Source organism: Sulfitobacter alexandrii (genome assembly GCF_001886735.1).
In the GTDB taxonomy this organism is placed as follows: domain Bacteria; phylum Pseudomonadota; class Alphaproteobacteria; order Rhodobacterales; family Rhodobacteraceae; genus Sulfitobacter; species Sulfitobacter alexandrii.
Window position 1 is genome coordinate 3667590 of the sequence record NZ_CP018076.1, and the last position, 21153, is coordinate 3688742.

Consider the following 21153-nt stretch of genomic DNA (forward strand, 5'->3'; position numbering starts at 1 on the left):
TTTCCGACCCGCTCTTCGCGTCTGCCTTTTTACCGCTCGCCACTTGACCCACCTTTCCGATTCTGACCTTGCCGGTCAGCTAGACCTGTCAACCTTACCCGGCAACCGCGCCCGGCTTCAAGACAAGCGGCTTCCGGACAACAGCTTTTCGACCGCTCGGCGCATTTCCCCGGCAGAAGGGCTTGGTACGGTCTGAACCGATGCGAAGCTCCCTGCCGGCAGCACCTCGGACACGGCCGGGCTGATCGCGACGGCGTGGGTATGGCCCAACTCCGCAGCTTGCGCGACAAGATGTGATGCGGTCCGAAGTGAAAACAAGGGCGCGACGACAGGTGATCCACCGCTCAGTGCCGCCTGCGCCTCATCGCTGAGGGGACACAGTTCCTGATCGTACAGGGGCACCGAAACGGCATCCATGCCCCAGTCCCGCAGCGCCCCGGCAATATCCATGCGCAGATGGCGGCCACCGAGGTGAATCACCAGCCCTTCGATGCGGGGCAGCTCGGCAAGCAGTTCCTCCGCCGTGGCGCTGACCTGCCGGACATCCCAGCCCCTTGCCCGTGCGGCGGCGGCGGTCGCCTCGCCCACGCAATAGGCGGGCCGGTCCCCGCCGTCCGGCGCGAAACGGACAGCCTGAGCCGAGGTAAGGATCACACCCCGGATTCCCGCAAGGTCAACTGGCGCGCCGGTTCCAACGATCCGAAGCAGCGGGGAAACGATCACCTGCGCCCGCGCGGCAATTTCGGGCGCCAGTGACGCATGAAAGGCAGTCGAGCTTTCCGTGGGCCGGGTCAGCAGCAGGATTGGCGCGCTCATGGTCGGTCCCGGGCATTGTTTGACGGTTGAACCAGTGTTACCTGCCGGGAAACAACCCTGCAACGGTAGGACCATGGCGCGTTCTCTTACGATCCTAGGACTGGAAAGCAGCTGCGACGATACCGCGGCGGCAGTCGTGCGGACCGCCCCGGATGGCGCGAAGGTGCTTTCCTCCATCGTTTTCGGCCAGGCGGAACTGCACGCGGCCTACGGCGGCGTCGTTCCGGAAATCGCCGCCCGTGCCCACGCTGAAAAGCTGGATATCTGCGTGGAGCAGGCCTTGGATCGCGCCGGGATCAGGCTGATGGATGTTGACGGCATCGCGGTGACTGCCGGGCCCGGCCTGATCGGAGGAGTTGTATCCGGCGTGATGTGCGCCAAGGGCCTCGCGGCTGCGACCGGCAAACCCTTGTACGGCGTGAACCACCTTGCCGGTCATGCACTCACGCCGCGCCTGACCGACGATGTCGCCTATCCCTATCTCATGCTGCTGGTCTCCGGCGGGCATTGCCAATTCCTGCTGGTTTCAGGACCGGATGATTTCAGGCGACTGGGCGGGACGATCGACGACGCCCCCGGAGAGGCATTCGACAAGATCGCCCGCCTGATCGGACTGCCGCAGCCCGGTGGACCGGCGATCGAAGCCGCCGCCCAGACCGGAAACCCGATGCGCTTTGCCTTCCCCCGCCCGCTTCTGGACCGTCCGGGGTGCGACATGTCGTTCTCGGGCCTGAAAACCGCGGTACTACGGACCCGTGACAGCCTGATCGGCGATCAGGGCGGATTGACCCGACAGGACCAGGCCGATCTCGCGGCAGGATTTCAGGCGGCGGTGGTCGATGTCCTGGCCGAGAAGAGCGCCCGGGCGTTCCAGGCCGTCGCCCCTGTCGGCAGCTTCTGCGTGGCGGGCGGCGTGGCAGCCAACCAGTCCATCCGTGCGGCACTGGAAAAGGTCTCCGCCAACTGCGGCGCGGGCTTCATTGCGCCGCCCCTTGCGCTGTGCACGGACAACGCCGCGATGATCGCTTTCGCGGCGGCGGAACAGGCAGGTCTGCGGGGGCCGGATGACCTGACACTGGCGGCGCGGCCCCGGTGGCCGTTGGACCGCGCGCAGGCGCCGATGCTGGGCAGCGGCAAGAAGGGGGCAAAGGCATGAGCGTTTCCGTTCTTGGCGCAGGCGCATTCGGCACTGCCTTGGCGATCTCGCTGTGTGGCAGGGGGCCCGTCACCCTGTGGGGGCGGGATATCGGGGAAATGCGGACCACCCGGGTCAACGCGGCGCGCCTTCCCGACTGCCCGTTGCCCGATGCACTTTGGATTACCGATGATATTGCGGAGGCCGCAGCCGCGACGACCATCCTTCTCGCGGTGCCGATGCAGAAACTGCGCGGCTTTCTGACCGATCATGCCGCCCTGCTGCAGGGCAAGCGACTGGTCGCCTGCTGCAAGGGAATGGAGATCGACACAGGGCTCGGACCGGTTTCGATCATTGCCGAGGAGGTTCCCACCGCCACCGCCGCGATCCTCACCGGGCCCAGTTTTGCAGCCGACATCGCGCGCGGCCTGCCGACGGCACTGACCCTCGGTTGCGCCGACGAAGCGGCGGCGAAAGCGCTCCAGCAGGCTCTGACGACCGAAAATCTGCGTCTTTACCGCACGGTGGATACCGTGGGCGCGGAATTGGGCGGCGCGCTCAAGAACGTGATCGCGATCGCTTGCGGCGCAGCGATGGGTGCCGGCCTCGGAGAAAGCGCACGGGCCGCCTTGCTGACCCGCGGATTCGCGGAAATGCAGCGCTTGGCGCGCACCCTCGACGCCGAGCCGGACACGCTTGCCGGGCTGTCGGGGTTCGGCGATCTGGTGCTCACCTGTACATCCGATCAGTCGCGCAATTATCGGCTTGGTCTGTCAATCGGCGAGGGTCGTCAGTTCGACCGGACAGTCACGGTCGAAGGGGCGGCGACGGCCCTTGCGGTTCATGCACTTGCGCAGAGGTCCGGGCTCGATCTCCCTATCACCGCCGTGGTTGCGGGGCTGGTCGAGAACAGGCAAGATGTGACCAGCGCCATGACGTCCCTGTTGGCGCGGCCGTTGAAGGAAGAATAGGATGTTTGTCGTTCTCATGGCAAAGGACAAGTCTGGCGCGCAGGACATTCGCGCAGAGAACCGTCCGGCCCACCTGGAATACCTCAAGTCCACCGACATGGTCGCGCAGGCCGGGCCGCTGCTGGACGATGACGGGGCGATGGTTGGCTCGCTTATCATCCTCGACGTGCCGGACATGGCCACTGCAGACGATTGGGCGGCGAAAGATCCCTATGCGAAGGCCGGGCTTTTCGCCGAAGTGACACTGACACGCTGGAACAGGGTCATCGGCTGATGGCGTTCTGGCTGTTCAAGTCCGAACCGAACACGTGGGGTTGGGACGATCAGGTTTCCAAGGGCGACACCGGTGAGGAATGGGACGGTGTGCGCAACTACCAAGCGCGCAACTTCATGCGGGAGATGAAGGTCGGTGATCTCGGCTTCTTCTATCATTCGATGAAAGAGAAATCGGTGGTCGGGATCGTCGAGATCATCCGGGAGGCCCATCCAGACAGCACGACGGACGACGACCGCTGGGAGTGCGTGGACATCAAGGCTGTGCGCCCGTTCAATCGCAGCGTTTCTCTGGACGAGATCAAGGCCGACGACAGGTTGGCCGACATGGTGCTTGTCAAGAACTCGCGACTGTCCGTGCAACCGGTGACGGACGAGGAGTGGCGCATCATCTGCGCGCTTGGCGATACCGACCCATAGAAGCGCAGCTGAACGTCCGTTGTTCGGCAAAGCTGCCGTCACTGCCGAACCCGATTTCGAAAAGATCCCATCGGACCCGGATCTGGAACGGCGACGCCGGTGCCACACGGCCCCGTGGATCGAAGATGATGTTTTCAGAACTGAAAAAAGGGCCTGGCTCGAAAGCCAGAACCCTTCTCACCCGTGCGCTCCCTTTACCCCGGCACACGTATCGAAATCCGTTCTGGCCATCCTGGCCGATGCCGGGAACCTAGCCGAAATATCGGCTCCGGATCAACAAAACGATGCGCAGGATGCAATCGAAAAACGAGACGTCCGCTTAACCACGTTCAGCCAAGCGTCTGGCACGAAATGGAAATCAGCCGTAGACAGCTTCCTTTCCGAAGTGCTTGGTCAGCATGTAGTAGATCACGGCGCGATACTTGTTCCGCTCGGACTTGCCGTAGGTTTCGATTACCGAATGGATCGCCTCCATCAGGTTGGGACCATCCGGCAGTCCGAGTTTCTTCATCAGGAAATTCTTTTTCACCAGCTCCAATTCGCTTTCCTGGCTGCTGGCGACGGTCTGGGCATCCGCGTCGTAGATCGACGGGCCACAACCGATGGTCACCTTGGTCAACAGGTCCATATCCGGGGTCATGCCACACTTGTTTCTCAGATCGTCAGCGTATTTCGCGATCCATTCGTCCCGTTTGCCCATTTGATTTCTCCCACCTTGGACTTCAATTCAGGCCGGTTTCGGCCTTGGCAGGGACCGTATCCATATATGCAGACACGACAAAGAAAAAATTTCGAATGTTCCACGCGAACGAAAAGGGGCGCCGCAGGGGCGCCCCTTCCACTGGTCTTTGGTCCGCGGGCTCTCAGATGGGCTGGTCGGCAGAAAGCTCGGTCACGCTGTCCATGTCGACTTCCGGCATCAGGTTCAGCTCTTCCTGCGTTGTATCCGAAAGTTGCAGCGTCCCGTCGGCGCCTTGGGTCAGCCGGTCGAGCGGTACGGCCACGTCATGCTGACCGAAGCCAAGGAAACCGCCCATGCCGATCACGACGGCAATCTCGTCGCCGTCGCGGATGACGGAATCGACGTCACCGACATCGTTGCCGTTGGCTTCGATCACGGACTGACCTACCACGTCGGCCACGGTCATACCGGAAAAGCCATCGACCATCTCGGCGTCAGGCGCGGCCTCGTCGGTTTGCGCATCAGCGGTCATTTCGGTTTCGTTCTGCTCTGCACCGGCGTCAGACTGAGCGTCGGCAGTCTCCGAGGCGTCGGTATCGGCAACATCCGCGTCCGTTTGGGCCGTGGTCTCCGGGGCCGTCACAGCCGCGTCATCGGACGCGGTTTCCGTGTCGGTTGCACTGTCGTAGGCATCTTCCGCGCCTTCGGCAATCGCGGCACTCGTGTCATCCATGGCCTCGCCGACTTCTTCGGCGGTGTTGCTCAATACCTCACCCGTGTTGTCGAGCGCGTTGTCCACGGTCGTCGAGGTTTCGGTATCTGCGGAAACATCTGCATTCGCGTCGGCGTTCATGTCGGTCTGCGCCCAGGCCGTGGCGGCGGATGTGATGGCAATCGCGGCGACGGTGCTTTTCAATGTGAGTCGCTTCATCTTGATCTCCAATGGTTGTGTGTCAGTCGAATTTGCCGATTCAACCACGGCTGAGAGCGCATTGTTCCCGGCGCGAGCGCCTGTTTTCTGCAACGGCAAGAAAACGCCGCCCGGCTTGGACCGGGCGGCGTCTGGATCGCTCAGAAATGGGGGATGCCGATCAGTAGCGGTAATGTTCCGGCTTGAATGGGCCTTCGGGTGTCACGCCGATGTATGCCGCCTGATCGGGGTTCAGCTTGCTCAGCTTCACGCCGATCCGGTCGAGGTGCAGACGCGCAACCTTTTCATCCAGATGCTTCGGCAGGATATAGACGCCGGGCTTGTACTCCTCGCCCTTGGTCCACAGTTCGATCTGCGCCAGAACCTGGTTGGTGAAGGATGCCGACATCACGAAGGACGGGTGACCTGTGGCGTTGCCGAGGTTCAGCAGACGGCCTTCGGACAGCAGGATCAGACGATTGCCGTTCGGCATCTCGATCATGTCCACCTGTTCCTTGATGTTCGTCCACTTGTGGTTCTTCAGCGCGGCGACCTGAATCTCGTTGTCGAAGTGACCGATGTTGCCGACGATCGCCATGTCCTTCATCTCGCGCATGTGCTCGATGCGGATGACGTCCTTGTTGCCCGTGGTAGTGACGAAAATGTCAGCCGTCGCGACCACGTCTTCCAAGGTGGTGACCTGAAAGCCGTCCATTGCCGCCTGCAGAGCGCAGATCGGATCGACCTCCGTGACGATCACACGCGCGCCAGCCCCCTTGAGCGACGCTGCGGAACCTTTGCCGACGTCGCCGTATCCCATGACCACGGCAACCTTGCCGGCCATCATGGTATCGGTGGCGCGACGAATGCCATCGACCAGCGATTCCTTGCAGCCGTACTTGTTGTCAAACTTGGACTTCGTGACGCTGTCGTTCACGTTGATCGCGGGGAAAGGCAGGTGCCCTTTCTTGTGCAGGTCGTAAAGGCGGTGAACACCGGTCGTGGTTTCTTCGGACACGCCCTTGATCTGGTCACGGACCTTGGTGAACCAGCCGGGGCTTTCCTTCATCCGCTTCGCGATCTGCTTCTTGATGACCTCTTCCTCTTCCGACTGCGGTACAGGAATGACGTCTTCACCGGCCTCGGCGCGGGCGCCCAACAGGACATAGAGCGTCGCATCGCCGCCGTCGTCGAGGATCATGTTCGGCCCGTCCTCGAACATGAAGGACTTGTCGAGGTAGTCCCAGTGCTCCTCGAGGCTCTGGCCTTTCACGGCAAAGACGGGCGTGCCGCCCTCGGCAATCGCGGCGGCCGCGTGATCCTGGGTCGAGAAGATGTTGCAGGACGCCCAGCGCACGTCGGCACCCAAGGCGACCAGTGTTTCGATCAGCACGGCAGTCTGGATCGTCATATGCAAAGACCCAACGATCCGGGCACCGCTCAGAGGCTTGCTGCTGCCATACTCCTCGCGGCAGGCCATGAGGCCCGGCATCTCGGTTTCCGCGATGTCGAGTTCCTTGCGACCGTAGGCCGCCAGATTAATGTCTTTAACGATATAGTCCTTGGCCATGAAACACCTCTGCACCTTTGTTTAAAAGGGCGAGTAGCACCATTTCATGGGGTTCTCAACACGCTTCGGCAGCGGTCAGCGGTTGAGCATTGCCAATTGCTTGGGAGATTCCGCGCCAGCCATCCAATTCTCGCCTTGGGCGATGACGCAGGCGCTACCATCGGCCAGGAGCTTGACCATGGTCCACGTGCCGGAACGGTCGGATGCCCACATCTGCTCCCCCTTGGCGGAAGGCTCGGAAACGGGGGTTTCACCGTACCAGTCGACAAGCGATGCTTTCATTTCAGCGGCAGGCATGCAGACATCCTGCGTGCCATCATCCTGTGCATTGGCCAGGGTCGCGGAAAGGCCAAGAACAGCAGCAAGTGAAAGTGTCGAAATAACGGGTTTCATGATCATCTCCTTCGCGGATAGAACGGCGGAGCAAATGAAAAGTTCCAACCCTGTCAGATGGATGGAGAACAATCCGATGGCCCAACCGCCCCGCGCATGGCAGCGCATGCTTTCAGGACGCCGGCTCGACCTTCTGGATCCGACCCCCATGGATGTCGAAATCGAGGACATCGCGCACGGTCTCGCCTTCGTGGCGCGGTGGAACGGACAGACCAAGGGCGATCACGCCTATTCCGTCGCGGAGCACTCCCTGCTCGTGGAAACGCTTTTCGGTCGGCTCAACCCGCAAACCGGATCGAAATGGCGGCTCGCGGCCTTGCTTCACGATGCGCCGGAATACGTGATCGGCGACATGATCTCTCCGGTCAAAGCGGCGGTCGGGCCGGGCTATGGCGCATTGGACGAACGATTGACCGCGGCCATCCATATCCGCTTCGGTCTGCCAGCGGTCCTGCCGGCATCCGTCAAGAAACAGATCAAGCGGGCCGACAGGATCAGCGCCTACATGGAGGCGACCCAGATCGCCGGATTCTCCACCGCCGAAGCAACGAAGTTCTTCGGACAACCAGATCAAGCCGTAACGGAGGGTCTGGATATCGTGCTGCGCCCACCCGTGGAAACGCGCAACGCCTTTACCGCGCGACACACGGCCCTGATGGCCGAACTCTGATCCCGCCCGCGCATGGTCCAGCCCATCCATATCCGACGCGCCGCGCCCGCCGATGCCCGTGCATTGGCCGAACTTCTGCAGGAAATCGTCGACGCAGGCGGCACCACGGCGCTGACCGGGCAGATCACCCGAAAGGACATCGTGGAATGGATGCGCACGTCCGCGCGTGCCGCATGGCACGTTGCCGAAGATAACAGCGGAGAGATCCTTGGCTTTCAGTGGATCGAGCCGATGGTCGAAGACCCGGAACATGCTGCCGAGATCGCCACGTTCGCGCGGAAAGGCAAAACCGGAATGGGCATCGGCTCCCGACTGTTCGAAGCGACCGAAACGGCGGCGCGGCAGCTGGGTTACCGGTGGATCAGGGCCAACATCCGTGCCGACAACGAGGGCGGGCTGATCTACTATCAAAGCCGAGGGTTCGAGGACTACGGCCGCATCGAGAACTACCGTATGGCCGACGGAACGGTCGTGGACAAACGGCTCAAACGCTTCGACCTCTGACCGCGCCGGTCAGCGTGGCGAGCGTTTGGCGAGAATGCGCTGAAGCGTGCGCCGATGCATGTTCAGCCTCCGTGCGGTCTCGGACACGTTGCGATCGCACAGTTCATAGACCCGCTGAATGTGTTCCCACCGCACGCGATCCGCGCTCATCGGGTTTTCCGGCGGCGGCGGCATGTCGTCGCCGGTCGCCAGCAAGGCGTTGGTGATATCGTTCGCATCGGCCGGTTTGGAAAGGTAGTCCGTCGCGCCGATCTTGACCGCGGCGACAGCAGTGGCGATCGCCCCGTACCCTGTCAGCACCACGACACGCGCGTCTTGCCGCCGCTCTCGCAGTACCTCCACGACGTCCAGCCCGTTCCCGTCCTCCAGCCGCAGGTCGATCACGGCATAGGCCGGCGGTCTGGCGGTCGCGATCGCCTTTCCTCCGGCAACGCTGTCGGACGTCTCGACGTCGAAGCCACGTTTTTCCATCGCCTTCGCGAGGCGGCGCAGAAAGGGTTCGTCGTCATCGACAAGCAGCAAGGTCCTGTCCGGACCGAGATCATGTTGCGGTTCAGTCATCTAGGTTGCCCTGCAGTTCCCATGCCAGTGAATATGATCCGCGTTTTCAAACGGTCAAATGCTCAGGCATTGTCGATGAAACATTGCAGTTTGTCAGCCATCTCCTCAGGCGTCACCTCGCGGCGGAAATAGTCGACGAAGCCATCTTCGGGCATCACCAGGTAGCTGAATGTCGAATGATCGACCAGATACTCTCCATCCTGGGGAGGGTGCGCCTTGTAGTAGGTCCGGTACGCCTGGCTCGCCTGTTTCACCTGGGATTCCGATCCGGTGAGCCCGATCATGCGGGGATGCATCGCCTCGGCGAAATCGCCGACGACCTCCGGCGTGTCACGCGCCGGATCGATGGAAATGAAGACCGGCGTCACCGTCGTACCGCGTTCCTCCAGAATTTCGACCGCCTGCGCATTCCGGTCCACATCCAACGGGCAGACATCGGGACAGAAGGTGTAGCCGAAGTAGATCAGGGCGGGTTCGGTGATGACATCCTGATCGGTTACGGTTTCGCCGTCGGCATTGACCAGCTCGAACGGGCCACCGATATCACCAGCCACTGTGGAGGATCTGCACTGCGCGAACCGGTCCGCCCCGGTGGAACGTGTCGTCAACCAGAACGTGGCCCCCAGGAAAACCACCGCGACGGCCGCCGCGCCAAGTGCCATTGTACGTTTCATCATCTTCTCCTGCGCCAATTGCGCACCTTGATCGTTCCCGGGTGCAGACCTACGCTACCTGATCTGACATGCAACGGCCAAAGAGCAAAAGGTGCGCTGATGACGCAGGCCAATATCCGCCCCCTTTCGGGCCGCACCCGCGCGAACTGGATCCGCCTGCGCACCATGATCGTCCTGCGGTGGGTGGCGATCATCGGACAACTCGTGGCCATTACGGTGGCCCAGGTCATGTTCGGCCTGCAATTGGCCCTCAGCCTTTGCTATTTTGCCGTCGGCGTTTCGATCATCGGCAACCTGATCGCGACATTCGTGTTTCCCGAGAACAAGCGCCTGACAGAGCGGGAAAATCTCGCGATGATCATGTTCGATCTGCTTCAGATCGCTTTTCTGCTGTACCTGACCGGCGGGCTGAACAACCCCTTCGCCCTCCTCCTTCTGGGTCCGGTCACCATCTCGGCCACCGCGCTCAGCCTTCGGTCCACCGTGCTGCTGTGCACCACCGCCATCGTTTTAGTTACGGTGCTGGCCTTCAGCCACCTGCCGCTGATCAATAGCGAGGGCGAGGTCCTGAAGATCCCGGCCTTGTTCAATTTCGGGCAATGGACGGCGCTCGTGATCGCCATCATCTTCACAAGCGCCTATTCCCGTCGCGTGACGTCCGAAGTGCACTCGATGGGGGACGCGCTTGCAGCGACGCAGATGGCACTCGCCCGCGAGCAGAAACTGACCGATCTCGGCGGGGTCGTGGCGGCGGCAGCCCACGAACTGGGCACGCCCTTGGCCACCATCAAGCTGACAAGCTCGGAACTCCTCAACGATCTCAGGGATCACCCGGAACTGGCGGAGGATGCCGCGCTGATCCGCGACCAGGCCGACCGCTGCCGGGACATCCTGCGCGACATGGGGCGGGCTGGTAAGGATGACCTGCACCTGCGGCAGGCCCCGCTCGAGGCGGTGGTGGCAGAAGCTGCGGAGCCGCACGTGGACCGCGGTATAAAAGTGATCCGCCAGCATGCGCCCGCTCGTGACGGCGCACGGGACCAGCCCACCATACTCCGCAAACCCGAGATCATTCACGGCCTTCGGAACCTGATCCAGAACGGTGTGGACTTTGCCAGCGAAACGGTCTGGATCGAAACCGACTGGACGGACGAGCTGATTTCCATCCGGATCATCGATGATGGCCCCGGGTTTCCGCCGGATGTCCTCGGTCGGATCGGCGATCCCTTCGTGCGCCAGCGCAAGGTCAGTCAGATCATGGGGGCAAGGCCGGAGTACGAAGGCATGGGGCTCGGGCTTTTCATCGCGAAGACCCTGTTGGAGCGATCGGGCGCCCGGCTGCGTTTCGCCAACGGGCCGGAGCATCCGCCAAGCGGTGCCGTGGTCGAAGTCATCTGGCCGGTAGAAAAGCTGATCTCCCAGGCGCAGACGGCAAGCGCGCCGCTGGGTGCAAACCAGCGCATCATCGCCTGACCTCGGGCGATCTGGCCGTCAATCAGCCTTAACGGAGTCTTAATCTTGGTAGGCAAGACTCCGTTAATCTTCCATGGCTGGATCGGAACCTGTCGTGCTGTCCTCACCTGAAATCGCTGTCGCGATGCTCGCCGCAGGTGTCGCTGCTTCGGTCGGCCTCTATTGGTCCGGTCGGCAAGCCGGCCGAAAGACAGAAACGGGCGCGGCCAGCCAAGAGCCGCTGTCGATGCTCTTCGATGCGGGCGTATTGCATCACGGTACCGCAACCGCGCTGCGCCGTTTCGCGCTGATTCCGGGGGCACACCTGTGGGACGACCTGCACGAAACCCTCGCGCATCGGTTTCCCGCTTTTCCGGATGCTCCCGGCGACGGTGAAGCCGGGTGCATCACGCTGCATGCCGACGACGCAGACGACATCCAGCGGGTCGAGATTTCCTGGCGCGGGCCGCTGTGCTGGGTCACCTGTTCGGATCGGGCACCGTCTGTCGCCGGGGGACATGATCCTGCAGCAACGGCCTCGAAACTGGCGTCGGAAACCACGCCGCATCCTGCGTGGCAAACGGATCGGAAAGGCGACGTTATCTGGCACAACACAGCGTACCAAAGCCTTTTCCAGAAAGTCCACGGTCGGCTGCCCGACAAGGGGGACCGGCTATTCGATCCAACTTCCGCAGAAGGTGGGACGCGGGCGGCCCTGCACCCGACGCAGGGCGACCCGATCTGGTTCGAACTCATCTCGCAGGACAGAGACGGTTGGACCATGCATCACGCCACCTCGATCGATGCATTGGTCAAGGCGGAGGACGCCCAGCGGAGCTTCGTTCAGACCCTGGCAAAGACATTTGCGCATCTGCCGATCGGGCTCGCCGTCTTCGATCGCGACGATCAGCTCTTCCTGTTCAATCCCGCGATGCTGGAGCTGTCGGCGCTGCCGGTCGCATTTCTGACTGCGCGACCCACGATGTTGTCATTCTTCGATCAACTGCGGGAGAACAGACGCATGCCCGAACCCAAGAACTACGGCGCCTGGAGAAAGGAGATCATGGAACTGGTGGCGGCCGCCGCTGACGGTCGATACCGGGAGACGTGGTCACTGGAAGACGGGCGCACGTACTCCGTCCAGGGTCGGCCCCATCCCGACGGGGCGACCGTGTTCCTTTTCGAGGATATCAGCGCGGAAATCAGCCTGACACGCAACTTTCGGTCTGAACTGGAAATGACCCAGCACCTGCTGGACAAGGTCGAGGATGCCATGGCCGTGTTTTCGCCGTCCGGCATCCTCACCTTCTGCAACCGGGCCTATCGGGATCTGTGGCAGCAGAAACCGGATGCGGCTTTCGCCGATGTCACGATCGCAGATTGCGTGGCCATATGGCGTCAAACGGCGACAACAGACCTTGGCTGGCAACGGCTTCTGACGATGCCGGGCAGAAAGGGACCGCGGGAGCCTTTGAACGGCACAGTCACGCTCCACAGCGGTCTGCGCCTGTCCTGCGTCTGCGAGCCCATCGCCTCCGGCGGAACACTGATGAGGTTCCGCGCTGTGCAGGAGGTTGCGACCGCCCTTGCATGACATGCCTTTTGCCTTGCAGCCGACCTCACCTTGGCTATGCATGAGCCATGACCACCCGATCCCGCAGCTTCACCTTCGCCGATGCGGAACAAACCGCCCGTCAGGCCGCGCTGCTGGCGCAGGTCCTGCGTCGGGGTGACGTAATCCTCCTGAGCGGCGATGTAGGTGCTGGAAAGACGCATTTCGCGCGGTCTGCGATCCAGTCCCTGCTGACCCTGCCCGAGGATGTGCCTTCGCCGACTTTCACGCTCGTGCAGACGTACGACACCGGGGATGCGGAGCTCTGGCATGCGGATCTCTACCGCCTCGCTTCGGTGCAGGAGGTCGAGGAATTGGGGTTGATCGACGCTTTCGAAACCGCAATCTGCCTCGTGGAATGGCCCGATCGTCTGGGAGAACTTGCACCGTCTTCGGCCCTTTCGCTGACATTTTCGCAAGGCCAGCTGCCCGATAGTCGAAGCGTCGTCGCCACGTGGCAGGACGACGGATGGACGGAAAGGGTCATGGCATGGTGACGGAAGGTGCGCGCGCCGCGCTGGCCGACAACTTTCTGGCGGAAAATGGCTGGGCGGACGCGGCCCGCACCCGGATCGCCGGTGACGCCTCGAACAGATCATACGATCGTCTGCTGCGCGCCGACGGGACCACCGCCATCCTGATGGACGCGCCACCTGATACCGGCGAAGACGTCCGGCCCTTTGTCCGGATCGCAATGCATCTGCGGCAGAACGGGCTGAGCGCGCCGGAAATCCTTGCCGTCGAGGAACGGTCCGGATTCCTGCTGCTCGAAGACCTTGGCGACGATCTCTTCGCGCGGCTGATGCAGGCCGATCCGGCCCGGGAAACGTCTCTGTACCGGGCCGCCGTGGATGTGCTGATCTCGCTTCACGGGTGCGAACCCATGCCGCTCGCGGCCTGCGATGCCCAATGGCTGTCGGACATGACGGAACCCCTGTTCGAATGGTACTTGCCGAAGGACACCAGCGGTCTGCGCACTGCATTCAAAGCCGTGTTCGACCCGTTGGCACAGGCCGTCGCAGCGGCCCCGCACGTGACGATCCTGCGGGACTATCACGCACAGAACCTTCTGTGGCTACCCGAAAGAACGGGCGTCGCCCGCGTAGGCCTTCTGGATTTTCAGGATGCGCTGGCGGGGCACCGTGCGTACGACCTCGTATCCATCCTGCAGGACGCCAGACGAGACGTTTCGACCGAATTAGAGACGGATATGCTGGCATATTACCTGGACCGCGTACCGGTTGATCCGACCACCTTCAGACGGGATTATGCGGTTCTGGGCGTGCAGCGGAACCTGCGCATCCTCGGCATCTTCGCCCGGCTGGCGAAGCGGGACGGCAAAGCCTCTTATGTTGATCTTGTACCGCGGGTCTGGAACTATGTTCAACGCAACCTCGCGCACCCTGAACTCAAGCCTCTGGCCGAGGTACTCGCAGACGTGCCGGCACCCACACGCGCGTTTCTGGAGCAGTTGAAAGCCAGATGACCAGCCTGCCCCTCATGTTGTTCGCCGCCGGTTTCGGCACCCGGATGAAGCCGCTCACCGACACGCTGCCGAAGCCACTGATCGAAGTAGCGGGAAAGCCGCTGATCGATCACGCGCTGGCGTTGGGACGGTCTGCCGGCTGTGCGCCTATCGTCGCCAACCTGCATTACCGGGCCGACCAGCTTCAGCAGCACCTTGCGGAAAGCGACGTCATCCTGCTGACCGAATGGCCAGACATACTGGATACCGGTGGCGGCCTGCGCAACGCGCGCGATGTGCTGGGGCAGGATACCGTCGTGACGATGAACACGGATGCCGTCTGGTCGGGGCCTAATCCAATCGATCTTTTGCGCGATGCCTGGAACCCCGATCTGATGGATGCGCTGCTGATCGCGATACCTCTGGCCCAGGCCAAGGGATACGACGGCAAGGGAGATTTCACCATGGACCCCGACGGGCGGCTGACGCGGGGGCCCGGACTGCTCTATGGTGGGGTGCAGATCATCAAGACGGCGCTGCTTTCCGGGATTCCCGACCGTGCATTCTCGCTGAACGTCCTGTGGGACCGGATGGGTCAACGAAACCGCCTCTATGGTCTGAGGTACCCCGGCCTGTGGTGCGACGTCGGTCATCCGGCCGGCATCGGGGTGGCCGAGGACATGCTGGCGAACCCCCATGTTTGAACCGACGGACAGGCCACGCGTCTTCGGATTGGCACCCGGGGTCGATTTTCCGGCAGGGCTTGTGGCCGGCATGCGGGACCGTCTGGCCGGTCAACCGCCCGAGACGATTGCGAGGACCGTCCTCATCGTCAACAGCCAGCGCACCAGGCATCGGCTGCGACAGGTGTTCGATGCCGGGCCGCCGGGCTTCATGCCGCGCATTTCGCTGGTCACCGAACTGGGTCATCTCCTGCCGGGCCACATGATCCCCGAGGCCATTTCACCCCTGCGAAAGCGGCTCGAACTGACGAAGCTTGTTTCCGGTCTGCTCGACGCCGACCCAAGCCTCGCGCCGCGAAGCTCGCTTTACGATCTCGCCAACAGCCTGGCAGCCCTGATGGACGAAATGCAGGGCGAAGGGGTGACGGCCGATGATATTGCAGCGCTCGATGTCAGTGACCAATCGGGGCATTGGGGCCGTGCGCAGCAGTTCATCGCACTGGCGCAGCAGTACCTCGACCAAACCGTATCGACGCCCGATGTGGAGACGCGACAGCGCAGGATCGTCACCGATCTGGTCAGAAACTGGCAGGAAAGCCCGCCTGACCATCCGGTGCTGCTCGCGGGGTCCACGGGGTCAAGGGGGACCACGGCCATGTTGATGCAGGCGATCGCGCACCTGCCGCAGGGGGCCGTCGTGCTGCCGGGTTACGATTTCGAAATGCCGACCGGAGTCTGGCAGGATCTGGACGACGAGACCATGGCCGAGGATCATCCTCAGTACCGGTTCAGGGCGCTCATGCGGGCGCTGGACCTGCCCAGCGCGCAGATCCGTCCCTGGTGCGATACCGCTCCCTCCAGCAGCGCCCGAAACGCGCTGATTTCCCTTTCCCTGCGCCCGGCACCCGTGACGCACGCCTGGTTGACCGAGGGGCCGACGCTGGGCGACCTGCGGGAGCCGACAGCGAGGATGACCCTGTTGGAGGCGCCGACGCCGAGGATCGAGGCGCAGGCCATCGCCGCCCGTCTGCGCGTCGCGGTCGAAGAGGGCAAAACCGCTGCCCTGATTACGCCGGACCGGATGCTGACCCGACAGGTGACATCGGCACTGGATCGCTGGAACATCCTGCCTGACGACAGCGCCGGAACGCCATTGCAGCTGTCACCCCCCGGCCGCTTCCTGCGCCATGTCGCGGACCTCTTCGGTCGAAAACTGGATGCAGCCGCGCTTCTGACGCTGTTGAAACATCCGTTGACCCACAGCGCGGCAGACAGGAACACCCACCAGCTCCATACCCAGCGTCTGGAGATGCAAATTCGCCGCGATGGCCTGCCGTATCCAGATCCGGCGGGACTGTTTTCGATTGCCAACAAGATCGCGGGCCGGATGGCTGAACCGGACGAATTCATCGACTGGGCGAACTGGGTCGCCGATACCTTCTGCGACATGGAAATCGGAGACGAGCGGAGCCTCTCCTGCTGGACCGAAGGACATCTTGCCCTGGCCGAGCGGATCGCTGCAGGTCGGTCCTCCGGCAAAGCGTCGGAATTGTGGAAGCAGGCATCGGGCCGAACGGCACTTGCGCTGATGGAAACGCTCACGACAGAGGCCAGCCATGGCGGCGCGCTTTCGGCACGTGACTACGCCGATCTCCTTTCCGCACTCCTGTCGGAGCAGGAGGTGAGGGATCTCGAAGGCCCGCATCCCGACGTGATGATCTGGGGGACGTTGGAAGCGCGGGTACAGGGCGCCGACCTCGTGATCCTGGGTGGGCTGAACGATGGAAGCTGGCCGGAATCGCCGCCGCCGGATCCATGGCTGAACCGCCAGATGCGCCTGCAGGCCGGGTTGCTGTTGCCGGAACGGCGCATCGGCCTGTCCGCGCATGACTATCAGCAGGCCATCGCCGCACCGGAAGTCTGGCTCAGCAGGTCGATCCGATCGGACGAAGCGGAAACCGTGCCATCACGCTGGCTGAACCGCTTGGAAAACCTGCTTTGCGGCCTGCCGGAACAGGGAGGCCCGGACGCCTGGAACGAGATGCGCAGCCGCGGAAAACACTGGCTCGCTCAGGTCAACGCCCTCGAAAGGATTGATCGGGTGCCGCCTGCGGTACGCCCGTCGCCCCGGCCACCGATCGCTGCCCGACCGAGAGCCCTTTCGGTTACGGAGATAAAGCGGCTCATTCGCGACCCTTACGCCATCTACGCGAAACACACGTTGCGGCTGCGCCCGATCAACCCGCTGGTGCAATCGCCCGATGCGCCGGTGCGTGGGATCGTGCTTCACGAAATCATGGAGCGTTTCATTTCCGAAGTGCGCGCCGACCCCGTCCGGCTGACGAAGGCGGTGTTGCTTGAAACCTCCCGCACGGTCCTGGAGAAAGCCGCGCCGTGGCCCGCGGCCCGCGTAATGTGGCTTGCGCGCATCGAACGGGTTGCCGACTGGTTCATCGCGCAGGAGCGTCTGCGTCAGGCCCATGCGGTTCCCGCCAGTTTCGAGACGGTCGGGTCGTACAAGTTCGAGGACCTGGGCTTTACGCTGACCGGATATGCCGACCGGATCGACCGTAATGAGAGCGGTGAGGCGCTGATCTATGACTACAAGACCGGCAGCCCACCCAGCGCGAAAGAACAGACCTACTTCGACAAGCAGCTTCTGATAGAGGCAGCGATGGTAGAGGAGGGCGGCTTTGCCGATGTCGGGGCGAGACCGGTCGCCCATGCCGCCTTTATCGGGTTGGGCAGCAAGCCGCAGGAAGTCCCCGCACCGCTGGAAGACGAACCGCCATCTGTCGTGATGGCCGGCCTCCGCTCGCTGGTCCGGCACTATTTCGACCCTAACCAGGGCTTTACGGCACGGCGGCTCGTCAAGACCGAGGAAGCGCCGGGAGACTACGATCAATTGGCCCGCTTCGGCGAATGGGACGGAACCACCGCATCGACACCGGAGGACCTGACGTGATTTTCGACGACGCCACGCGCGCCCAGATCGACGCGGCCCGTCCCGATGCCTCTACCTGGCTGGCGGCCAATGCGGGGTCAGGCAAGACGCGCGTGCTGACAGACCGGGTCGCGCGGCTCTTGCTCACCGGTGTCCAGCCGGACAAGATCCTTTGCCTGACCTATACCAAAGCCGCCGCGTCGGAGATGCAGAACCGTCTCTTCCGGCGGCTGGGTGAATGGGCCATGCTCAAGGACGACGACCTGCGACAGGCGATGGCGCAGTTGGGCATGGAAGCGACCCTGTCGCCCGAGAATCTGCGCACGGCCCGCACCCTATTCGCGCTCGCCATCGAAGCGCCGGGTGGCCTGAAGATCCAGACGATCCACTCCTTCTGTGCGTCCCTGCTGAGGCGGTTTCCGCTCGAAGCCGGGGTCAGCCCGCAGTTCAAGGAAGTGGAGGATCGCGCCGCCGATCTGCTGCGGGCGGAGATCGTGGACCAGATGGCGTCCGACAGCGGTGCCGATCATATCTCGCAGGTGGCCCGGTTCTATACCGGCGAGGATTTCGCCGGGCTGACCCGACGGATCGTCGGCCTGCGCGACCAGTTCGACCAGGATATCGGCAAGGAAAGGTTGCTGACCTTGCTGAACCAATCCCCTGACTTGTCTTGGGACAGGGTCAAATCGCTGGTCTTTCTCGGTGGCGAAGAAGCCCTGATAGAAGACATTGTCCCGCACCTTTTGGAAAAGGAGGGAAACGACAGAAAGGCAGGTGAAATCCTGCGGACCGTCGAACGGTTTGACGTTACCGCGCTGCCCGCGCTGGAAGGCGTGTTCCTGACCAAGAGCGGCCAGTCACCGTTCACGGCAAAAATCGGCAGCTTCCCGACCAAACCCACGCAGGCGGTCATCGCCGCGCAGATTCCGGCGCTGAACGATCTGATGAAACGCGTCGAGGCCGCCCGCCCGGCTCGGCTTGCACTGGAACTGGCCGAGCGATCCGCCGTGCTGCACCGATTTGCGCGGGAATTCCTGCGCCGCTACGAAAACGCGAAACAGCGTCGCGGCTGGCTTGACTTCGACGATCTGATCGACAAGGCGCGTGCCCTGTTGCACGATCCGGCGGTGGCGGCGTGGGTCCTGTACCGGATCGACGGCGGCATCGACCATATTCTGGTGGACGAGGCGCAGGATACCTCCCCCCGCCAATGGGACGTGATCGAGAAACTGGCGGACGAATTCAACAGCGGCCAGGGCGCCCGGCCAAACGAGGATCGGACGCTGTTCGTGGTGGGCGACAAGAAACAGTCGATTTATTCGTTCCAAGGCGCCGATCCCCGCGAATTCGACAGCAAGGCAACAAGTTTCGAAGCTGCATTCGAGTCGGCCGGGAAGACCTTTCAGCGCCGCAGTCTCGACTATTCCTTCCGGTCTTCGAGCGCCATCCTGCGTCTCGTAGACACGGCTTTCGACCCGAGGCAGACGGAGGGCTTCGAAGATCCGACCGCGCATCTGGCCTTCAAGGACGCGTTGCCGGGGCGCGTCGACCTCTGGCCGTTGGTCGAAAAGGCCGAGCCAGACGAGGATCGGCCGTGGACCGATCCGCTGGACCGGCGAAGTGCGCGCCATCACACTGTCGTGTTGGCAGAGAAGATCGCGGATCGGATCAGCCTGCTGACCCGCAACGAACATTACATCCCGGACGACAGGAACGGGCGGTATTTTCGCCGCCGTATCCAGCCCGGTGATTTCCTTGTTCTGGTGCAACGCCGCTCGGCCCTGTTTTCCGAGATCATCCGCGCCTGCAAGGCCAAGGGACTTGCCATCGCCGGGGCTGACCGGCTCAAGGTCGGCGCGGAACTCGCGGTAAAGGATCTCGGCGCGCTTCTTTCCTTTCTGGCAACGCCCGACGACGACCTGTCGCTTGCCACCGCGCTCAAGTCGCCGCTTTTCGGCTGGTCGGAACAGGCGCTGTTCGACCTGGCCCATCGCCGCAGCGAACCCAGCCTCTGGCAGGCTTTGCGGGGCCGGACGGCCGATCACGGCGAAACGGTCGCCATCCTGCGCGACCTGCGGGCACAGATCGACTTTCTTCGACCTTATGACCTCATCGAGAGGATTCTGACGCGCCATGATGGGCGCAAGCGCCTGCTGTCCCGGTTGGGGCCGGAAGCCGAAGACGGCATCAACGCCATGCTGACGCAGGCATTGGCCTACGAGCGGAACGAGATTCCGAGCCTCACGGGTTTCATCGAATGGATGCAGACCGATGACCTGGAAATCAAGCGGCAGATCGATTCAGCATCGAACCAGATCAGGGTGATGACGGTCCATGGCTCGAAAGGTCTGGAAGCGCCGATCGTCATTCTGCCGGACACCGGCCAGCGGCCCATCACGATCAAGGACGAGATCATTCCCCTTGAGGGCGTGCCGGTCTGGAAACCGGTTTCCGCCGAGATGCCGGACCAGGTCCAGCAGGCCATCGAAGGGATGAAGAGCGCCCAGTTCGATGAACGACTGCGGCTTCTTTACGTTGCGATGACCCGTGCAGAGAAATGGCTGATCGTAGCGGCGGCCGGGGATCTGCCGAAGGACGGGTCGAGCTGGTACCAGATCGTCGAAGGGGCGCTGGGTCACATCAACGCCGTACCCGTGGATGACGCCGGCACGCTCAGGTTCCAGGAAGGGAACTGGGATGGCTCGGAGCCTCTTTCCGTGCCGGATCCCGGCGATGACCTTCCCCCGCTGGATCCGGCGCTGGCGCGCGGTATCGACACGTTTTCCCATCCCGCGCTTGTCTGGTCGCCTTCTGATCTTGGTGGGGCCAAGGCGCTTCCCGGCGAAGCGGGCGCCGACATGAACGAGGCGTTGTCATACGGCGTTATGGTGCACCAGATGCTCGAGACGCTGGCGGACCTGCCATCTGAAACACGGACCACGGCCGCAACGAGGATGGTCAGCCGCAGCATCGACCCCGACATGCATCAGGCCGCCCTGGCCGAGGCACTGGCGGTCCTGCAAGAGCCGGCGCTTGCCCCGATCTTCGCCGCCGGGACACTTTCCGAGGTGCAGTTGACCGCCCCCGTCGGCGACGCCCGTTTCAACGGGATCATCGACCGTCTGGTATTGTCGCCGGGCCGGGCGCTCGTGGTGGATTTCAAGACGAACCGCGTCGTTCCGGACAGTATCGACAACTGCCCTGAGGGTATCCTTCAGCAGATGGGCGCCTATCACCGAATGCTGTCTGCGGTGTATCCGGATCGCGAGATTCATACGGCCGTGCTGTGGACCGCCACAAGGACCCTGATGCACCTGCCGCACGATATCGTGTTATCCGCCCTCGACCGCTCGCCCTATCTTGACGCGCAGGGTCCGCGTTCATAGGTTCAGAACTCAAACGAATTCCTGTCAGGAGA

At 62.7% G+C, this 21153-nt stretch carries 20 protein-coding genes; 13 read left to right on the forward strand and 7 right to left on the reverse strand.

Translation table 11 applies throughout. The features are described from left to right. Nucleotides 1–117: 117 nt before the first annotated feature. Nucleotides 118–816 (reverse strand): uroporphyrinogen-III synthase, encoded by a 699-nt coding sequence (locus BOO69_RS17905; RefSeq protein WP_172839560.1) that lies wholly within the window; start codon nucleotides 814–816, stop codon nucleotides 118–120. 73 nt (nucleotides 817–889) lie between these two features. On the opposite strand from BOO69_RS17905, the gene tsaD reads away from it, so the two are divergent. From tsaD to BOO69_RS17925, 4 genes are read left to right on the forward strand one after another with little or no spacing between them, the layout of a single operon-like run. Further along, entirely contained in the window at nucleotides 890–1972 is a 1083-nt protein-coding gene (gene tsaD / locus BOO69_RS17910; protein ID WP_071973408.1) for a tRNA (adenosine(37)-N6)-threonylcarbamoyltransferase complex transferase subunit TsaD, read from the forward strand. Next, complete coding sequence (locus BOO69_RS17915; protein WP_071973409.1) at nucleotides 1969–2922, forward strand: NAD(P)H-dependent glycerol-3-phosphate dehydrogenase; 954 nt, start codon at nucleotides 1969–1971, stop codon at nucleotides 2920–2922. Before tsaD ends, BOO69_RS17915 begins: the two co-directional genes overlap by 4 nt. 1 nt (nucleotide 2923) lies before the next feature. Beyond that, nucleotides 2924–3196 (forward strand): YciI family protein, encoded by a 273-nt coding sequence (locus BOO69_RS17920; RefSeq protein ID WP_071973410.1) that lies wholly within the window; start codon nucleotides 2924–2926, stop codon nucleotides 3194–3196. Next, nucleotides 3196–3615 carry an EVE domain-containing protein gene (locus BOO69_RS17925; RefSeq protein ID WP_071973411.1) on the forward strand — a complete coding sequence of 140 codons (420 nt, stop codon included), beginning with the start codon at nucleotides 3196–3198 and terminating at the stop codon, nucleotides 3613–3615. The genes BOO69_RS17920 and BOO69_RS17925 overlap by 1 nt, the downstream gene beginning before the upstream one ends. 358 nt (nucleotides 3616–3973) lie before the next feature. Here BOO69_RS17925 and BOO69_RS17930 read toward each other — a convergent pair whose 3' ends face one another. From BOO69_RS17930 to BOO69_RS17945, 4 genes are all read right to left on the reverse strand, one after another. Beyond that, nucleotides 3974–4315, reverse strand: coding sequence for a DUF2853 family protein (locus BOO69_RS17930; RefSeq protein ID WP_071973412.1), 342 nt, complete (start codon nucleotides 4313–4315; stop codon nucleotides 3974–3976). Between the two features lie 163 nt (nucleotides 4316–4478). Beyond that, nucleotides 4479–5228 (reverse strand): PRC-barrel domain-containing protein, encoded by a 750-nt coding sequence (locus tag BOO69_RS17935; RefSeq protein WP_156874965.1) that lies wholly within the window; start codon nucleotides 5226–5228, stop codon nucleotides 4479–4481. Between the two features lie 160 nt (nucleotides 5229–5388). Next, nucleotides 5389–6777 (reverse strand): adenosylhomocysteinase, encoded by a 1389-nt coding sequence (gene ahcY / locus BOO69_RS17940; RefSeq protein ID WP_071973414.1) that lies wholly within the window; start codon nucleotides 6775–6777, stop codon nucleotides 5389–5391. A 75-nt stretch (nucleotides 6778–6852) separates the two neighbouring features. Continuing rightward, complete coding sequence (locus BOO69_RS17945) at nucleotides 6853–7170, reverse strand: S-adenosyl-L-homocysteine hydrolase (RefSeq protein WP_156874966.1); 318 nt, start codon at nucleotides 7168–7170, stop codon at nucleotides 6853–6855. A gap of 76 nt (nucleotides 7171–7246) precedes the next feature. Here BOO69_RS17945 and BOO69_RS17950 point away from each other — a divergent pair, with 76 nt between their 5' ends. Then, entirely contained in the window at nucleotides 7247–7840 is a 594-nt protein-coding gene (locus BOO69_RS17950) for an HD domain-containing protein (protein WP_071973909.1), read from the forward strand. Between the two features lie 12 nt (nucleotides 7841–7852). Further along, nucleotides 7853–8344, forward strand: coding sequence for a GNAT family N-acetyltransferase (locus BOO69_RS17955; RefSeq protein ID WP_071973416.1), 492 nt, complete (start codon nucleotides 7853–7855; stop codon nucleotides 8342–8344). Between the two features lie 9 nt (nucleotides 8345–8353). Here the strand turns inward: BOO69_RS17955 and BOO69_RS17960 are convergent, their stop codons facing one another. Continuing rightward, nucleotides 8354–8905: an ActR/PrrA/RegA family redox response regulator transcription factor gene (locus BOO69_RS17960; protein ID WP_071973417.1), complete on the reverse strand. Its 552-nt coding sequence runs from the start codon at nucleotides 8903–8905 to the stop codon at nucleotides 8354–8356. Between the two features lie 62 nt (nucleotides 8906–8967). After that, nucleotides 8968–9579, reverse strand: coding sequence for an SCO family protein (locus tag BOO69_RS17965; RefSeq protein WP_172839561.1), 612 nt, complete (start codon nucleotides 9577–9579; stop codon nucleotides 8968–8970). Between the two features lie 99 nt (nucleotides 9580–9678). On the opposite strand from BOO69_RS17965, the gene regB reads away from it, so the two are divergent. From regB to addA, 7 genes are all read left to right on the forward strand, one after another. Continuing rightward, complete coding sequence (gene regB, locus BOO69_RS17970) at nucleotides 9679–11052, forward strand: sensor histidine kinase RegB (protein ID WP_071973418.1); 1374 nt, start codon at nucleotides 9679–9681, stop codon at nucleotides 11050–11052. A 73-nt stretch (nucleotides 11053–11125) separates the two neighbouring features. Next, nucleotides 11126–12625 carry a PAS-domain containing protein gene (locus tag BOO69_RS17975; protein WP_083545591.1) on the forward strand — a complete coding sequence of 500 codons (1500 nt, stop codon included), beginning with the start codon at nucleotides 11126–11128 and terminating at the stop codon, nucleotides 12623–12625. A gap of 47 nt (nucleotides 12626–12672) precedes the next feature. Then, nucleotides 12673–13140 carry a tRNA (adenosine(37)-N6)-threonylcarbamoyltransferase complex ATPase subunit type 1 TsaE gene (gene tsaE, locus BOO69_RS17980; RefSeq protein WP_071973419.1) on the forward strand — a complete coding sequence of 156 codons (468 nt, stop codon included), beginning with the start codon at nucleotides 12673–12675 and terminating at the stop codon, nucleotides 13138–13140. Beyond that, entirely contained in the window at nucleotides 13113–14129 is a 1017-nt protein-coding gene (locus BOO69_RS17985; protein WP_237267519.1) for an aminoglycoside phosphotransferase family protein, read from the forward strand. The genes tsaE and BOO69_RS17985 overlap by 28 nt, the downstream gene beginning before the upstream one ends. Next, nucleotides 14126–14812 carry a nucleotidyltransferase family protein gene (locus tag BOO69_RS17990; RefSeq protein WP_071973421.1) on the forward strand — a complete coding sequence of 229 codons (687 nt, stop codon included), beginning with the start codon at nucleotides 14126–14128 and terminating at the stop codon, nucleotides 14810–14812. Before BOO69_RS17985 ends, BOO69_RS17990 begins: the two co-directional genes overlap by 4 nt. After that, nucleotides 14805–17756, forward strand: coding sequence for a double-strand break repair protein AddB (addB, locus tag BOO69_RS17995; RefSeq protein ID WP_071973422.1), 2952 nt, complete (start codon nucleotides 14805–14807; stop codon nucleotides 17754–17756). Before BOO69_RS17990 ends, addB begins: the two co-directional genes overlap by 8 nt. Next, a complete protein-coding gene (gene addA / locus BOO69_RS18000; RefSeq protein WP_071973423.1) occupies nucleotides 17714–21121 on the forward strand; it encodes a double-strand break repair helicase AddA in 3408 nt (1135 codons plus the stop codon). The genes addB and addA overlap by 43 nt, the downstream gene beginning before the upstream one ends. Nucleotides 21122–21153: the final 32 nt, after the last annotated feature.

What these genes read in the sequence shown, in the direction of transcription:
- BOO69_RS17905 (WP_172839560.1), bottom strand. Translation starts at nt 816, where the DNA reads ATGAGCGCGCCAATCCTGCTGCTGACCCGGCCCACGGAAAGCTCGACT.
- tsaD (WP_071973408.1), top strand. Translation starts at nt 890, where the DNA reads ATGGCGCGTTCTCTTACGATCCTAGGACTGGAAAGCAGCTGCGACGAT.
- BOO69_RS17915 (WP_071973409.1), top strand. Translation starts at nt 1,969, where the DNA reads ATGAGCGTTTCCGTTCTTGGCGCAGGCGCATTCGGCACTGCCTTGGCG.
- BOO69_RS17920 (WP_071973410.1), top strand. Translation starts at nt 2,924, where the DNA reads ATGTTTGTCGTTCTCATGGCAAAGGACAAGTCTGGCGCGCAGGACATT.
- BOO69_RS17925 (WP_071973411.1), top strand. Translation starts at nt 3,196, where the DNA reads ATGGCGTTCTGGCTGTTCAAGTCCGAACCGAACACGTGGGGTTGGGAC.
- BOO69_RS17930 (WP_071973412.1), bottom strand. Translation starts at nt 4,315, where the DNA reads ATGGGCAAACGGGACGAATGGATCGCGAAATACGCTGACGATCTGAGA.
- BOO69_RS17935 (WP_156874965.1), bottom strand. Translation starts at nt 5,228, where the DNA reads ATGAAGCGACTCACATTGAAAAGCACCGTCGCCGCGATTGCCATCACA.
- ahcY (WP_071973414.1), bottom strand. Translation starts at nt 6,777, where the DNA reads ATGGCCAAGGACTATATCGTTAAAGACATTAATCTGGCGGCCTACGGT.
- BOO69_RS17945 (WP_156874966.1), bottom strand. Translation starts at nt 7,170, where the DNA reads ATGAAACCCGTTATTTCGACACTTTCACTTGCTGCTGTTCTTGGCCTT.
- BOO69_RS17950 (WP_071973909.1), top strand. Translation starts at nt 7,247, where the DNA reads ATGGCCCAACCGCCCCGCGCATGGCAGCGCATGCTTTCAGGACGCCGG.
- BOO69_RS17955 (WP_071973416.1), top strand. Translation starts at nt 7,853, where the DNA reads ATGGTCCAGCCCATCCATATCCGACGCGCCGCGCCCGCCGATGCCCGT.
- BOO69_RS17960 (WP_071973417.1), bottom strand. Translation starts at nt 8,905, where the DNA reads ATGACTGAACCGCAACATGATCTCGGTCCGGACAGGACCTTGCTGCTT.
- BOO69_RS17965 (WP_172839561.1), bottom strand. Translation starts at nt 9,579, where the DNA reads ATGAAACGTACAATGGCACTTGGCGCGGCGGCCGTCGCGGTGGTTTTC.
- regB (WP_071973418.1), top strand. Translation starts at nt 9,679, where the DNA reads ATGACGCAGGCCAATATCCGCCCCCTTTCGGGCCGCACCCGCGCGAAC.
- BOO69_RS17975 (WP_083545591.1), top strand. Translation starts at nt 11,126, where the DNA reads ATGGCTGGATCGGAACCTGTCGTGCTGTCCTCACCTGAAATCGCTGTC.
- tsaE (WP_071973419.1), top strand. Translation starts at nt 12,673, where the DNA reads ATGACCACCCGATCCCGCAGCTTCACCTTCGCCGATGCGGAACAAACC.
- BOO69_RS17985 (WP_237267519.1), top strand. Translation starts at nt 13,113, where the DNA reads ATGGACGGAAAGGGTCATGGCATGGTGACGGAAGGTGCGCGCGCCGCG.
- BOO69_RS17990 (WP_071973421.1), top strand. Translation starts at nt 14,126, where the DNA reads ATGACCAGCCTGCCCCTCATGTTGTTCGCCGCCGGTTTCGGCACCCGG.
- addB (WP_071973422.1), top strand. Translation starts at nt 14,805, where the DNA reads ATGTTTGAACCGACGGACAGGCCACGCGTCTTCGGATTGGCACCCGGG.
- addA (WP_071973423.1), top strand. Translation starts at nt 17,714, where the DNA reads ATGGGACGGAACCACCGCATCGACACCGGAGGACCTGACGTGATTTTC.